This window comes from Flavobacterium luteolum, from assembly GCF_027111275.1.
Classification (GTDB): Bacteria; Bacteroidota; Bacteroidia; order Flavobacteriales; family Flavobacteriaceae; genus Flavobacterium; species Flavobacterium luteolum.
The window spans coordinates 1,197,365-1,212,889 of the sequence record NZ_CP114286.1 but is presented as its reverse complement, the minus strand read 5'-3'; the positions used below and the strand labels follow the sequence as shown (position 1 = coordinate 1,212,889).

Genomic DNA, 15,525 nt, shown 5'->3' with positions numbered 1-15,525 from the left:
TTAGCAAAAATTGTTAATAACTTGCTTTTTTTGTTCATAAAGAGTGTTGTTTATCGATTAAAAACAGGTACAAACCCCTGTTTTACTGACCTTAATACACTTTTGCAGCATCTGAAAAACTCACTCCATTTAATAATTCTGAAGCAAGCATTCTCTTTTTTCCTGGAAATTGTAGACTTAATAACTGAATAAAGCCCTCTTTTATTGCAATCTTGATTTCTTTTTTACCGCTAATTAACTTTCCGGTCTCATAAGAATGTGATTCTGAGAGTAGTTTTGCCTCGTAAATTTTGATGTTAAGTTCTTCATTTTGGTCTTTTAGATAGCACCAAGAAGCAGGATACGGACTTAAACCGCGAATCAAGTTATTAATTTCTGCTCCAGATTTTGTCCAATCAATTTTGCAGTTTTCTTTATTTAGTTTGTATGCCGTTTTAATATCGTCGCTATCTTCTTGGATTGTTGTGGTTACATTTCCGTTTTCAATAATTTTTAAAGTATCAATTACAGTTGTGCTTCCTAAATGCATTAAACGATCATGCAGTTGTCCTGCCGTTTCTTCTGGTTCAATATTGATTTCAGAATTTAAAATCATAGCTCCGGTATCAATTTTATCATCAATAAAGAATGTTGTAACACCAGTTTTAGTTTCTCCATTAATAATAGCCCAGTTGATAGGAGCAGCTCCTCGATAATTTGGCAATAAAGAAGCATGAAGATTAAAAGTGCCTAAACTTGGCATTTCCCAAACGACTTTTGGCAGCATTCTAAAAGCAACTACGATTTGTAGATTAGCATTTAACGCTTTTAATTCTGCTAAAAAATTTTCGTCTTTTAAATTGGTTGGCTGTAACAGAGTAAGGTTGTTGGCAAGCGCATATTCTTTTACAGCTGAATATTTTATTTTTTGTCCGCGTCCCGCTGGTTTGTCTGCAGCAGTAATTACGCCAACAACGTCATAGTTATTTTTAATAATGGTATCCAAAATGCCAACGGCAAATTCTGGCGTTCCCATAAATATAATTCTCAATTTCTCCATTATGATTTTAAAGTGTATTTATTATTCGCTTGTATAATGATATGATTGTTTTCGAGCAATTCTTGAAGAACCGTAATAATGTCTTTTGTGTCCATTTTGATTTGATTTTCAATTTCTCTCGAAGTCAACGAAGCTGTTTTGAGCAAAGAAAGGATTTTGTCTGCAATCGAATCGGCTTCAGTGATTTTTCCTTTTTGTGTAATGCAATAAGAACATATGCCACAATTTTCAGTTGTTTCTTCTCCGAAATAATTCAAAACCAATCTGTTTTTACAGGTTTTGTTATCCTTTATATAATGAAGAACCGACAAAAGCTGTTCTTTTTTAACCTCGTTTTGTTTCTCTAAATATTTCGAAACTCTATTTATAGTAAGATCATCCTCGCGGATTTCATTAAATAATATAGTAGCGTCGTTGTTTTTAGACTTGTATTCTATAATTTCTTTCTCTCTTAATTTCTCTAAAAGTGCTGTAACTTGTTCTTCCGAGTGATGAGATTTTTTAGCAATTAAACCAAGATTCAGATTAGATTTAACGTCATAAATTCCAGGATAAGTTCTCAAAATAGCCAGTATAATCTCTTCGTCATTCGGATTCAAACTTATGTATCGAATGACTTCTTTAGATTCTATTAAAAATTGAGCGCTAATCTTTTCTGAGAATTCTTGAGACATCGTAATAATTCCCTGCTGATTTAAAAATTGTAAAGAATTGTACGTTTTAAGGGTAGGGAAGTCGTATTTATTGCAAAAGTGATTCAACTTGAATGAAAAAGATTCATCAAGACCTTCGCCATATGCAATCTGAAAATAATTGCAGAGTTTGATGTACATAGTTTTTAAAAACTTCTTATCGGGAAGAATGTTTATAAACTGCTGTTCGGTTTGGATCATGTCTGAATTATTGTAAAGCAAAACCGAAAAAGCTTTTTCGCCATTTCGTCCCGCCCTCCCAGACTCTTGATAATAGTTTTCTATGTTTTCTGGAAGCTGTGTATGAATAACGGTTTTAACATTGTCTTTGTCAATTCCCATTCCAAAAGCATTTGTTGCCACAATAACCTGCGCTTGCTGTGACATCCACAACTGCATGTTTTTGTCTTTTTCTTTAGACGAAAGTCCGCCGTGATAATACGTTGATGTAAAACCTAAAGATTGCAATTGAGAAGACATGTTCAAACATGCTTTGCGATTTCGTACATATATAATAGAAGGCTGCGGATTCTTTTTAAGGATTTGTTCGGTACGATATAATTTATCTTCGACTTCAAAAACCATGTACGCGATATTTTTTCGCTCAAACGACTGCTGAAAATGTCTCGGATTTTTTAATTCTAACTGCGTTCTGATATCTTCAATAACTCTCGGAGTTGCTGTAGCAGTCAGAGCTAAAAACGGAATTTTAGGGAAGAACTTTTTCAGTTCCGAAATTTTAAGATATGCAGGCCTAAAATCATGACCCCATTGCGAGACACAATGCGCTTCGTCAATAGCAATTAAATTGATGGGAAGGTTTTTAATGCGCTCCAGAATCCAATCTGACTGCAAACGCTCTGGCGATAAGTAGAGAAATTTATAGTTTCCATATTGGCAATTGTCCAAAAGATCAATCAATTCTTCGGTGTGAATTCCGCCCGTAAGAGCAATTGCTTTAATATCTCTTTTCTGCAGATTGGCAACCTGATCTTTCATTAAAGCAATCAGAGGAGAAATAACAAGACAGATTCCTTCCTGCATCATGGCTGGAACCTGAAAACAAATCGATTTTCCTCCGCCTGTCGGAAGTACTGCAAAAGTATCCTGTCCTTCAAGAACCGAATCGATAATTTCTTTTTGCAACGGTCTAAAACTGTCGTGTTTCCAGTATTTTAGAAGAATATCCTGCGCTCCGAGCATTGCGTAAGTTTTAAAGTTAAAAATTTAGAAAACAGCTTCTAGTTTTGCAACTTTAAAACCTTTTGCTAAATTTTGTCTAAGATATAAAGAATTCTGTTTTCAACCGTATCTTTTGGAACCTCAATTAGTTCGTAACCGTATTTTTTATAGGTCTCAACAAGATGCTCCTGAATTTTAACTGCCTGTTCAAAATTTTCATAACGCTCTGCATCGCTTTGGTAAATTTCTTCCCATGGCGGCAGAATAAAAGTTTTAGAATATTTATAGTCCTCGCAAGCCTTAACGAAACTTTCCGGATATTCGTCGCCAATATAATCCATATAAGCAACAACATCTGGAATTCCTCGGTCAATAAAAACCACATTGTCAGGTTCTTCAAGAGCATTTTTGTATTGTTCAATACGACCTTCAAGCAACATTTGGCTAAATAAAAGAGGCTGTTCAAGAAACAGCTGCTCAATGCCTTCCTGTTGTGCTTTCATGGTAACCTGTCTAGAGATTTCTGGATAGCAGCAAAAGCCACGAGCTACCAATTCGTTAATAAGTGTTGATTTTCCAGTACCAGGTCCGCCAAGCAAGACTATAATTTCTTTTTGCACTATTCTAAAAATAAAGCGCAAATTTACCTAAACTTATTTATAATTAAAAAGAATATTTACTTGAAGCGAAAGATTTGGCATTTTTAGCAGTCATGGGTTCCTGCTGTCCGCTCCAATCTTTTGCTTTTTAAAGAAAAAAGCAAAAGGATTTTCGCTACCATCAGGGCTAAAAAGGAGAGATGGTTTTGTTTTTGGAATTATTTTATGAATATAATTTTACGAAACAAAAAAGTCCCAAAGGGACGACATATTTATAGAGAAAATAGGGACGTCATAGGTTAAAAAGCTCCGGAGGAGCTGCATATTTATAGAAAACAAAATTGATTATTTATTAAAAAGCCCCAGCGGGGCGACACCTTTTGAATAATTTATATGCCGCTCCGCTGGAGCTTTTGATATGCGAGAAATTGAAATTTGCTATAAACATTTTGCTCCGCGGGAGCTATTTTTATTTGAATTGCCGTTGGTTTTAACTGGCTTTAGTCAAAAAAACTATTCACAAAATGAATATTTTCCGGAACTTTTCCCATTTTTAGAAGGAACAATCACATGCGATTGGAATTTTTTACCATTCAAAACATCATTCACAAAATCCAAAACATATTGCTGTCCTTGGTGGAAAAGATAACCAGAGAATTCATGTCCACCGCCACAGAAAGTGATTAGTTCGATGTCTTTATGTAAATCGTTCATTTGATTGTAAACCGCATAAGAGCCAAAAAGAATCAGCCAGCCCGAAGCATTTGTCGGGCAAGAACGATGCGAACCTGCAGCGTATGGAACCGTGTCGTCATTGTTTCCGTGAGCCAATAACATCGGAATTGCTTTTTCTTTTGTAATCAGATTAATATCCTGAATTGCTCCCGAACCTCCGATGAAACCTTTGTATTTAAAGTTTTCAGGCAGATTACTTTTGTATAAGTTCATTAATTTATAATCCCAGAATGAAGCATGAAAACCAATTTCGGCACCGGCGCTAATTCCAGAAATAAAGATTTTTGAAGTATCAAGATTATATTTATCAGCATTCTCAACTAAGAAAGCTGTCGCTTGCCACATGTCGCTTACACCAATTTGGATTGCTTTTATTTTTTCGGTTAAAGTTCCTTTGCATCCAAAATCTTTTCCTTTCATATATAAACTGTACGAAATACTGGCAACGGCATAGCCATTTTGCGACATGAATTTTCCAAAATCTTTTTCACTTGTACGCTCTCCGCCAGAAAATCCGCCACCAAAAGCAAACATAATCAGCGGAATTTTTTCACCAGCTTTTTTCTTTGGCAGATATAGATCTAAATCTAGTTTTAAAGTGTCGTTTTGGAAATAAGTCAGTGTTTTGACTTCTTGTGCTTGAATATTGTTGAATATAAGGACGATAAAAAGTAAAAGGAATTTTTTCATTGCATTGTGTTTTTAATCTCGCAAAGTCGCTAAGACGCAAAGTTTTAAACTTAAAGAAATCTCTTTGCGACTTTGCGAGAGATTTCGGCAGATTATTTTCTCAAATATAGCAGTAAATTTTACAAAGAAATAATCTTCGATTGCTTTTTTCTCTGCACCTTTACACCTTTGTAACTTTGTTCCTTTAAAACAAAGTTTTAAGCCCCAAAAAAATCTAAAATCTAAACTCAAAAGTCTAAAATCAAAACCGTATATTTGCGTTTATTTTTAATTACGAATGGAGAACGATAAAGAAAAAAATACCGCCGAATTTTACGAAAGATTAAAAGTAGAGCTAGATAACGCAAATACTTGGCCAGCAGAATATTTATACAAATTTATTGTGCCTTCTGTAGCAGACAATGTAGAACGTGTCGAAAAAGCTTTTGATCGAATGGGTGCGGTAATTAAAACAACAAAATCTAAAACAGGTAAATTTACCAGTGTTTCTGTAGACGTTACGATGCACAGCTCAGACGATGTGATTAGTAAATACAAAGAAGTTTCTACAATTGAAGGTATAGTTTCATTATAAACTTATGATCGAAAAATATAAAAGAGAAGCAGCAAGCGACGTTGTGTATAATTTAGAATACAATTCTGAAAGACAACGTTTGATTATCCCAGAATATGGTCGCCATTTACAAAAACTGATTGATCAGGCAACTGCAATCGAAGATGATGAAACGCGCAATAAAGCCGCAAAATATATCATTCAGGTTATGGGAAGTCTGAATCCGCATTTGCGTGACGTGCCAGATTTTCAGCATAAACTTTGGGATCAGCTTTTTATTATGTCTGATTTTAAATTGAATGTAGAATCTCCGTATCCAATTCCGTCAAGAGAAGTTTTGGAGTTAAAACCAGATGTTTTACAGTATCCACAGAACTTTCCAAAGTATAGATTTTATGGTAACAATATCAAATATATGATTGATGTTGCCAATAAATGGGAAGAAGGCGAAATGAAAAATGCATTGGTAATGGTAATTGCCAACCACATGAAAAAATCTTTCTTAAGCTGGAACAAAGACACCGTAAAAGATGATGTGATTTTTGAACATTTATATGAATTATCTGTAGGTAAAATCAATTTATTACACAGCACAGAAGAGCTTTTAAATACAACAGACTTAATGCGTACAAACAAACGCATGTCTAATAAAACAGCTTCTGGTGCACAGCCAAAAATTCAGAACAACAAAAATAACAACAACAAAGGCGGTCAAAAAAAGACATTTCAAAAAAATAATAATCAAAAGTAAAAAAAAGCTACTAAGAGGCTATCCCGATAGCTATCGGGACTAGGTTGCTAAGTTTTTTTTACTTAGATGCTTAAAAAATAAACAAAAACAAAAATAAAAAAAAGCTGCTAAGCTGCTAAGCTACTAAGTTGCTGAGTTTTTTTACTTAGAATCTTAGAATCTCAGAATCTTAGAAACTTTGAAAGAACCTAAACAAGATCTATGGGAATTTTTAAAATCGAAGGAGGAACTCCTTTAAAAGGAGAAATCACTCCACAAGGAGCAAAGAATGAGGCATTACAAATTTTATGTGCCGTGCTTCTAACAGGAGAGAAAGTAAAAATTAATAACATTCCTGATATTATAGACATCAATAAATTAATCACTTTGTTGGGGAATTTAGGGGTGAAAATTCAACGTAACGAACCAGGTTCAATTACTTTTCAAGCAGATGAAGTTAATGTTGGATATTTAGAAACTGAAGCTTTCAAGAAAGAAGGAGGAGCGCTTCGTGGTTCGATTATGATTGTTGGTCCGCTTTTGGCTCGTTTTGGAAAAGGATATATTCCAAAACCTGGAGGAGATAAAATTGGACGTCGTAGATTAGATACTCACTTTGAAGGTTTTATTAACCTTGGTGCAAAATTTAGATACAACAGAGAAGATCACTTTTATGGAGTAGAAACTCCTAAGGAAGGTCTTAAAGGGACAGATATGCTTTTGGATGAAGCGTCTGTAACTGGAACTGCAAATATTGTGATGGCTGCTGTTTTAGCAAAAGGAACAACTACAGTTTACAACGCAGCTTGCGAGCCATACTTACAGCAGTTATGTAAAATGCTGAACTCGATGGGAGCTAAAATCACAGGAGTTGGGTCTAACTTATTGACTATCGAAGGTGTTGAAAGTCTTGGAGGTTGTGAGCACAGAATTCTTCCTGATATGATCGAAATTGGTTCTTGGATTGGTCTTGCGGCTATGACAAAAAGCGAAATTACAATCAAAAACGTAAGCTGGGAAAACTTAGGTTTGATTCCGAATACGTTTAGAAAGCTAGGAATTACAGTTGAAAAACGTAATGATGATATTTATATTCCTGCTCACAAAGACGGGTATGAAGTAAAAACTGATATCGACGGTTCTATTTTAACAATTGCTGATGCTCCATGGCCTGGATTTACGCCTGATTTGTTAAGTATTGTTTTGGTTGTAGCAACTCAAGCTAAAGGAGATGTTTTAATTCACCAAAAAATGTTCGAAAGCCGTTTATTCTTCGTGGATAAATTAATAGACATGGGCGCGAAAATTATGTTATGTGATCCGCACAGAGCCGTGGTTATGGGACATAATTTTGAATCTCAATTAAAAGCAACAACAATGTCTTCTCCTGATATTCGTGCGGGAATCTCATTATTAATTGCTGCGCTTTCTGCAAAAGGAACAAGTACAATTCAAAATATCGAGCAAATCGATCGTGGATACGAGCGTATAGATGAGCGTTTAAGAGCAATCGGCGCAAAAATCGTGAGAGCTTAAAAAAATATTTGCCACGAATTAAACTAATTCAAAATTTTTAAAGTCAAATTAAACTAATTTCATTTTAAAAATTAGAGAAATTAGATAAATTCTAAATTTCGTTTAATTCGTGAATTCGTGGCTAAAAAAATGTCTTTAAATGACAAACGAACAAAAAGCTGTAAAAGCTACTATTTTTAGTATAATAGGAAATACCTGCCTGGCCCTTATAAAAGGTCTCGCAGGTTTTTTTGGCAATTCTTATGCCTTAATTGCTGACGCAATTGAATCAACGACGGATATATTTGCGTCATTTTTGGTACTGTTTGGAATTAAATATTCGAATAAACCGGCAGATGAAAATCATCCTTACGGTCACGGCCGTGCAGAACCTCTAATTACCTTTTTGGTTGTTGGGTTCTTAATTACTTCGGCAACAATTATTGGTTATGAAAGTATCGCCAATATTGGAACTTCACACGATTTACCTAAATCTTGGACTTTGTATGTTTTAGGTGCAATTATTATCTGGAAAGAATATTCTTTTCGCTTGGTAATGAAACGTAGCCGACAAACCAATAGTTCTTCTTTGGCAGCCGATGCATGGCACCATAGAAGCGATGCTATAACTTCTGTAGCAGCTTTTATCGGAATTTCCATTGCTTTGGTCATGGGGAAAGGCTACGAATCTGCTGATGACTGGGCAGCACTATTTGCGGCTTTTTTCATTTTATATAACAGCTACAAAATTTTCAGACCTGCACTTGGCGAAATCATGGATGAAAACCTAAACGATGATTTAGTAGAAGAAATCCGAATCGTTGCTTTGACAGTTCCAGGAATTCTTGGAACAGAAAAATGCTATATCCGAAAAGCAGGAATGCGTTATCATGTTGATCTTCACGCCATAGTTTCGGCTAAAATTTCTGTAAAAGAAGGTCATGATTTATCTCATAAACTGCAAGATAAATTGAAAGAACAAATTCCACAGTTAGGAAATGTTTTGATTCATATAGAGCCAGATGATTATCATTGAAAGAGGTTCTAAGGTTCTGAGATGCTAAGATTCTAAGTTTTTTTTCTTTGTCAAAGTTTTAAACTTTGACAAAGATTAATTTAAAAAACTGCTTGATTTACAATCTAATTGAAACCAGATTGTAAATCAAGCAGTTTTTTTTGAAGTTTAAAAAGCTACACTTGGGTTTTGACTTCGCTTAGCCGGGTAAAAAATACTATTAAGTACTAAAAGAAAACTTAGAATCTTAGCATCTCAGAACCTTAGTATCTTATTAATCCAACGCATTCAAAATCTTCAATCCAAATACAACACCATTTTGTTGGATGCCGCCTTGGTAAGAATGCACATAATCCACTCGGAATAATTTGAATTTACCAAAACCTAAATTATCTAAACCAATAGTGAATTCAGAGTATGGTTTTCGATCTGGAATCGCAAGGGAATGAAAGCCAATATTCATAGTTGACTTTAAAAGATTTAGTAACGGAATTTTATTCATGATAAAACCTGTGTCATTGTATTCTGTATGCATTTCAAAGTAGCTATCGTTTGTGCTGTTAGAATAATACGGCATCATGTTGAAAACATTCAAATAACGTTCACTTGTTCCAATATGAGTTTGGTTTCCGTTAAAATGTCTGTAATCTATAAAGGAAATGTTTTCGGCGTTAAAGAATTTTCCACCTCTAAAATTGGTTCCTAAAAGACCTTTGTTTCCAAGTGATAAATCATATTGAACAGAAGCTCCAATTCTTTCATATTCATACTTTTTTTCGCTCGCTGCGAATGTTTTTTCAAAAGCTAGGTAAACCGTCGGGTATTTATCGTTTTTGAAATTAAATCTTCCGTCAGGTCTAGAAATGTATTTGTTGCCAAAATTGATTCTAGTTGTTATAAGAGCTTTAAACAAATGATGCTGATTAAAAGCAGGTGTTGTAAAATCGTCTGGAGCCAAGGGATTATTAGAGGAATAAACATCATCTTTTTTAAAGAAAGAATAATCAGTTGTGTTGAAAAGTGGTTTTCGTTGTTCGTAGCCAATTTTTCCCGTAAGATTCATTCCATTTGCAATATCTTGCCCATAATTGATTTCAACAAATTCCAAGTTGTACAACTTCATATAATTGTCTTTAAAAAATAAGGAGCTTACAGAGTTGATCAGTTTAGAAATAGGTTCGGCACTATTAAACTGAGCCGTTTTTGTTCCTCCCGAACCCCAAACTGTCGCATAATTTATAGTATTGAATCGATGGCTGAATTCGCCAATTACGCGAAAGCGTTCGTCTGAAAAACCATAGTTAAAAGTTGTGCTTATAGAAGTGTTTGTTCCTTTTTCTTCATCCCATTTTCTGAAAGAGAAACCCGAATCCAAATTAAAACCTTGCACAGTATTAAAACTTAAAGAAGCAACATTCAATAAACCTTTATAATCAAAAGAATATTTCTTAAAAGTATTTTTATAATCGTAACCCATTAAAATATCCCAAACCTTAAACTTATTGTTTTTGGCATCAATAGAATCGGTATATTTTTTTGATTTTCTAATGGTTTGCAAACTGTCTTTTTTAGCATAATCATTACTTTCTTCAATTGTTAACGGAATGGGACGGATTTCATTCCAGAAAGCATCATCTTTTTTGTTGGCATTAAGTTCAAAAGCTACAAGTTCATTTCCGAAAGTTTTCTTGTCGAAAGCATCAGGAAATTCATAATTAGAATAAACATAATTGAAATTTCCAGAAAACTTTATTCCAAAAATACCGGCATTAAAAGACAGAGTCTGTGCATTTTTAGACCAGATTTTATTTTTAGTAATGAATCTAAAACTCTGTTTTAGATTCATTACTTCTGTAAATTCATTTTTCATTCGATACCCTTTGATATCTAAATCAACGGCATAAATAGCAAAACTGTCGTCTACAATATAAATATAGCCTTCAAAAACAGGTTCTTTATCTCGTCTCGGAATAACTTTTATTTTATTAATCTGCTGGTTATTGTCATCATAAAAAGTGCTTTCCAGTTTGTATTTGTAATAATTGAAAGCATTGTCGGCAATAGGAGAGATGAGTTTTACATCAAAATCTAAAGTGTTGTCGTAGAAGTCATAATTAGATAGGGCAGCCGTGTTATAGCTGTAGCCTCGATTGTTGCCAGAAATTTTTGAAGCAATAATTTTTTCTTTTAGTTTGTCTGGTTTTTCAAGAGCAACTTTTGAAACAGTTTCAGACAAATATAAAATACCCGTTCCTGTAGAATCTAAATTTGCGCCCATATCATTACCAAGTTCTACTTTTTTACCGAGGATTTTTTTTGGAAGATCTTTTACTTTAAACATTCCTTTTGAATAAAAATCGGCTGTATAACGTCCTGTTTTACCTAGATTTTCTTTCTTATGCGCAATAGCACTTTTTATGATGTCGTTTGCGGGATTGTTTTTAGGATCAATTATAACTTCATTTAATGCGAAACTTTCTTCCTGGAGTTTAACATCTAAATTGACAATTTTCGTTGCTGCTAAGACGGTTATTTTTTGAGTTTTATAGCCTAAATATTGAAAAGTGATTTTGTTTCTTCCAACTTCTTTTACATTCAGCTGATATTTTCCCTGTTCGTTTGTGGTAGTTCCAGAATAGGTGTTTTCTTCAAAAACGGACACAAATGGAAGCGGATTTCCCTTATCATCTGTTACAGTTCCTCTTATTTGAGCAAAATTGGAAAGCGAAAAAAATAGAAAGGCAAATAAAGTATAGTTTCTCATACAGGTGTGGTTATCTTACAAAAATATAATAAGTTAAATCTGAGCTTATTAATAATTTGTTAAATTGAATGAGAGAGTTTGTCTGATTGAGGAAAGTCGAAGTCAGTAGTCTTAAAGGCCTTCGACTTTGCTCAAAATGACATTATACTATAAAAAGGATTGTATAGCCAATTCATAACTTTTTAGACCGAAACCTAAAATAACGCCTTTAGCATTTCCAGATAAATAGGATTGATGTCTAAAACTTTCGCGCGCGTAAGTATTTGAAATGTGCACTTCAATTACGGGAGTTGTAACAGCTTTCATAGCATCGCCCAAACCTATTGAGGTGTGTGTGTAAGCGCCAGCATTCAGAATAATTCCGTCGAAAGTAAAACCGCATTCTTGAATTTTACCAATCAGTTCGCCTTCAATATTGCTTTGGTAATAAGAAAGTTCGATGTTTGGGAATTTTTGTTTCAACGTTTCAAAATAATCTTCAAAAGTCTGGCTTCCGTAAACTTCTGGTTCGCGTTTTCCTAAAAGATTCAAATTTGGTCCGTTGATAATGCAGATTTTCATAAAGTAATTTCGTTTTTAATTAAGTAATGTGATGCATTTTACATTTCATAAATGACATTTCACACATAAGTGTAAAAATAAAAAAACCGCACTAATAATTAGAGCGGTTTTTATAAAAGTATGTGATATTATTCTTTTAGAACATGAATCCAGCTGAAAGCTGAACTACTGAGTTTCTAATGTCTGCATTTGAAGAAGCGTCTGTTAATCCTAGACTGTAACGCCCTTGAACAAAAATGCTTTCTGTAATTTTTAAACCTAAACCAGCATTAAGAGCAAAATCAAATGTATTTGCATCGTCAAATCTTACATCATTTTTTTGACTTAATAAAAATGAGGCTTGTGGACCAACCTCTAAGCTTAATGATTTAGTCATGTAGATTTTTGCCATTACAGGAATCGATAAATACGCTAATTTATTTTCGAAATCTTTTTGAGCATCAGAAAATTTATAAGTTGCTCCTTGAGTAGAATACAAAAGCTCTGGCTGAATTGCGAATTTTTCTAATAATTTTACTTCAGCTACTACACCAGCATGAAAGCTTGTGATTCCATCTTTATCAAACGCTACACCATTTAATGTTGCATCACCAGGCTGGCTTGCAAAGTTAACTCCGGCTTTTACCCCTAATTTCAATAATTGTGCTTGTACTGCCGCTGATGTTGCAATAAACAAAACAGCTGCTAAAAGTATTTTCTTCATAAAAAGGTTTTTAAAAATTGGTATTTTAAAATGTTATTCAAGTTCAAAACTACATATTTAGCATTTTATTGCATTATAATTTGGATTAAATAATTACTAAAATTCCCACTCAAATTGATTTTTAATCTATAAAATCTTTCTTTTTCTCTTTTAAAGTTTTGATTTTCAACAAGTCCAAGCTGACTTTATTTTTGCCTTATTTTAATACTTTTTAAACTTATTGTGGAGTTTTTTTGTAAGCGGAATCTTAGTTTTACGGAATATTAATCAAATAATATTTTAAAAATTATGAAAAAAATTGTTTTGGCTGCTATTGCAGTAATGGGGTTTAGTTTTGCAAACGCACAAACAGAAGGATTTTCTAAAGGTGATGTATTTGTTTCTGGGGCTTTCAATGTAGGTTCAACTAAAGAAGGAGATGCTAAACAAAACAACTTTACTATTGTTCCTAGTGTAGGTTATTTTGTAACGGAAAATATTGCTATTGGAGGTAAATTAGGTTTTGGATCGACAAAAATCGGTGATGACAAAACTAATGATTTTACAGTTGGGGCATTTGGTAGATATTATTTTACTCCAGTTTCTCAATTTTCTGTTTATGGTCAGGCTGGTCTTGATTTTACAAACTCAAAAAACGGTGATTATAAAGCGAACGAAGTTGGTGCGAATATTGGTTTAGGTTTAAGCTATTTCTTGTCTAAACATTTTGCGATTGAAGCTACTTGGCTTGGTTTAGGATACAGCGTAAACAACAATGGCGGACATGGTGCTGACAAAACTAACACTTTTGGTTTTGGAACTGATTTAAGAGATGTAGCATTTGGTGTAATTTACAAATTCTAATAAAAAACATTTAGTTAGTTTTTTAAAGGCCTTTCCTTAATTTTTAAGGAAGGTCTTTTTTTTATGTTTAAACTCTAATTTTTAAATTGGCTTAATTGAAAATTAACAATTAGTACATTAGTTACTATTTTATTTGTTAAATTCCTAATATAGATTTATGAAGAATATTTTTATATTTGGACTCATTAATTTAACCCAAAACAAATTAGAATGAAAAAAATTATTTTATCTGCCATTGCAATTATGGCTTTTGCATTCTCAAATGCTCAGGAAACAAGATTTGGAATAAAAGGAGGTCTTAATATTTCAAGTATTGTTGGTGGTGATGTGAGAGATGCTAATTCATTAGTAGGATTTCATATTGGTGGTTTAGCTGAAATCCACGTCGTAGAAAAGTTTTATATTCAACCAGAACTTTTATTCTCTACTCAAGGAGCTAAATTTGATGGACCTTTTGGAACTAATGAGGATGTAAAATTAAACTATTTAAATGTTCCAGTTTTGGCGAAGTATTATATTGTTGACAAAAAATTTAGCGTAGAAGCGGGTCCACAACTTGGTTTTTTGCTATCAGCTAAATCTGATAGTTTTGATATTAAAGACGATACGAAATCGGTGGATTTTGGATTTAATTTCGGAGCAGGTTATAGTTTTACTGATAATTTTTCAGTTGGTCTTCGTTATACTGTGGGATTATCTCCTATTTGGGATGACAACATTGATGATTCAGAAGATTTGTATGATAGTGCGAAAAATGGTAATTTCCAGATTTCTTTGGCTTACAAATTCTAATCTGAATTTTTAAATATTTAAAGAACCTTCCCGATAACGGAAGGTTTTTTTATGCCAAAAAATCACTTACTTTGTAAATATGAATTGGAGCAGATATATAAAAGATTATCAGTCGTATTTGAGGATTGAGAGAGGTTTGTCTAAAAATACGATCGAAAACTATAGCTTTGATATTGAACGTTTATGTCTGTTTTTAGAAACCAATCAGATTGATGTTTCTCCAATAAAAATTTCCGACGAAACTTTACAGCAATTTATTTATACGGTAGCCAAAGAAGTTAATCCAAGATCGCAGGCAAGGATTATTTCTGGACTCAAAAGTTTCTTTAATTATTTGGTTTTTGAAGATTATCGAAATGATAATCCTTTAGAATTAATTGAAGCTCCAAAAACGGGTCGCAAATTACCCGATACTTTATCGCTTCCGGAAATCGATACTTTAATTGAAACAATCGATTTAAGTACCAATGAAGGAGAGCGTAACCGTGCAATGCTAGAAACGCTTTATGGTTGCGGACTTCGTGTTTCTGAACTGATTTCACTCAAAATTTCGGATCTTTACTTTGATGAAGGTTTTATTAAAATTACAGGTAAGGGAAATAAAGAGCGTTTTGTTCCAATTGGACCTTTAACTCAGAAATATATTGATTTGTATAGAAATGCTGTCCGCTGTAATCTTAATATTAAAAAAGGAGCCGAAGATACCTTATTTCTAAATAGAAGAGGAGGTCAATTGACTCGAGCTATGATATTTACGATTATTAAAGATCTAGCTCAGAAAGTGGGTTTAAAAAAAAGTATCAGTCCGCATACACTGCGTCATTCTTTTGCAACACATTTACTGGAAAATGGTGCCGATTTAAGGTCAATTCAGTTGATGCTTGGTCACGAATCAATTACAACAACTGAAATTTATGTGCATCTGGATCGCAGTTTTTTGAAAGAAGTAATGTATAGTTTTCATCCAAGAAAATAATTTTTTTGCAGTATGATATGTTTTTGATTTGAAAATTTATATATTGTGTTAAAATTTTGTCTTAATTTGAATAAAAAGCACTAAAACGTTGTAGTTTATCTTTGCTTTTTCCGAATAAGTTCTGAATATCTTATTT

General features: G+C 33.4%; 14 protein-coding genes. 7 read left to right on the top strand and 7 right to left on the bottom strand.

Annotated features, from left to right (window positions below; genetic code table 11):
- Positions 1–91: 91 nt before the first annotated feature.
- From fmt to OZP10_RS04960, 4 genes are all read right to left on the bottom strand, one after another.
- Positions 92–1,039, bottom strand: coding sequence for a methionyl-tRNA formyltransferase (gene fmt, locus OZP10_RS04975; RefSeq protein WP_281633761.1), 948 nt, complete (start codon positions 1,037–1,039; stop codon positions 92–94).
- Positions 1,039–2,934, bottom strand: coding sequence for a RecQ family ATP-dependent DNA helicase (locus OZP10_RS04970; protein ID WP_281633760.1), 1,896 nt, complete (start codon positions 2,932–2,934; stop codon positions 1,039–1,041). The genes fmt and OZP10_RS04970 overlap by 1 nt, the downstream gene beginning before the upstream one ends.
- Positions 2,935–2,999: 65 nt before the next feature.
- Positions 3,000–3,533 carry an AAA family ATPase gene (locus OZP10_RS04965; protein ID WP_177212237.1) on the bottom strand — a complete coding sequence of 178 codons (534 nt, stop codon included), beginning with the start codon at positions 3,531–3,533 and terminating at the stop codon, positions 3,000–3,002.
- 492 nt (positions 3,534–4,025) lie between these two features.
- Positions 4,026–4,937 (bottom strand): alpha/beta hydrolase family protein, encoded by a 912-nt coding sequence (locus OZP10_RS04960; protein WP_281633759.1) that lies wholly within the window; start codon positions 4,935–4,937, stop codon positions 4,026–4,028.
- A gap of 277 nt (positions 4,938–5,214) precedes the next feature.
- Here OZP10_RS04960 and OZP10_RS04955 point away from each other — a divergent pair, with 277 nt between their 5' ends.
- The 4 genes from OZP10_RS04955 to OZP10_RS04940 all read left to right on the top strand — a co-directional run bounded on the left by OZP10_RS04955 (position 5,215) and on the right by OZP10_RS04940 (position 8,771).
- Positions 5,215–5,511 carry a DUF493 family protein gene (locus tag OZP10_RS04955; protein ID WP_066033683.1) on the top strand — a complete coding sequence of 99 codons (297 nt, stop codon included), beginning with the start codon at positions 5,215–5,217 and terminating at the stop codon, positions 5,509–5,511.
- 4 nt (positions 5,512–5,515) lie between these two features.
- Entirely contained in the window at positions 5,516–6,241 is a 726-nt protein-coding gene (locus OZP10_RS04950; RefSeq protein ID WP_281633758.1) for a DUF4290 domain-containing protein, read from the top strand.
- 201 nt (positions 6,242–6,442) lie between these two features.
- Positions 6,443–7,756 (top strand): UDP-N-acetylglucosamine 1-carboxyvinyltransferase, encoded by a 1,314-nt coding sequence (gene murA, locus OZP10_RS04945; RefSeq protein ID WP_144338813.1) that lies wholly within the window; start codon positions 6,443–6,445, stop codon positions 7,754–7,756.
- A gap of 139 nt (positions 7,757–7,895) precedes the next feature.
- Positions 7,896–8,771: a cation diffusion facilitator family transporter gene (locus OZP10_RS04940; protein WP_281633757.1), complete on the top strand. Its 876-nt coding sequence runs from the start codon at positions 7,896–7,898 to the stop codon at positions 8,769–8,771.
- Between the two features lie 253 nt (positions 8,772–9,024).
- Here the strand turns inward: OZP10_RS04940 and OZP10_RS04935 are convergent, their stop codons facing one another.
- From OZP10_RS04935 to OZP10_RS04925, 3 genes are all read right to left on the bottom strand, one after another.
- Entirely contained in the window at positions 9,025–11,514 is a 2,490-nt protein-coding gene (locus OZP10_RS04935) for a DUF5686 and carboxypeptidase regulatory-like domain-containing protein (protein WP_281633756.1), read from the bottom strand.
- A 147-nt stretch (positions 11,515–11,661) separates the two neighbouring features.
- Positions 11,662–12,075, bottom strand: coding sequence for a type II 3-dehydroquinate dehydratase (gene aroQ, locus OZP10_RS04930; RefSeq protein ID WP_198858214.1), 414 nt, complete (start codon positions 12,073–12,075; stop codon positions 11,662–11,664).
- A 136-nt stretch (positions 12,076–12,211) separates the two neighbouring features.
- A complete protein-coding gene (locus OZP10_RS04925; protein ID WP_281633755.1) occupies positions 12,212–12,778 on the bottom strand; it encodes a porin family protein in 567 nt (188 codons plus the stop codon).
- Between the two features lie 288 nt (positions 12,779–13,066).
- Here OZP10_RS04925 and OZP10_RS04920 point away from each other — a divergent pair, with 288 nt between their 5' ends.
- From OZP10_RS04920 to xerD, 3 genes are all read left to right on the top strand, one after another.
- Positions 13,067–13,621, top strand: a complete 555-nt coding sequence (locus OZP10_RS04920) for an outer membrane beta-barrel protein (RefSeq protein WP_281633754.1) — start codon at positions 13,067–13,069, stop codon at positions 13,619–13,621.
- A gap of 210 nt (positions 13,622–13,831) precedes the next feature.
- Positions 13,832–14,413, top strand: a complete 582-nt coding sequence (locus OZP10_RS04915) for a porin family protein (protein WP_281633753.1) — start codon at positions 13,832–13,834, stop codon at positions 14,411–14,413.
- Between the two features lie 79 nt (positions 14,414–14,492).
- Complete coding sequence (gene xerD, locus OZP10_RS04910; protein WP_281633752.1) at positions 14,493–15,389, top strand: site-specific tyrosine recombinase XerD; 897 nt, start codon at positions 14,493–14,495, stop codon at positions 15,387–15,389.
- Positions 15,390–15,525 lie beyond the last annotated feature (136 nt).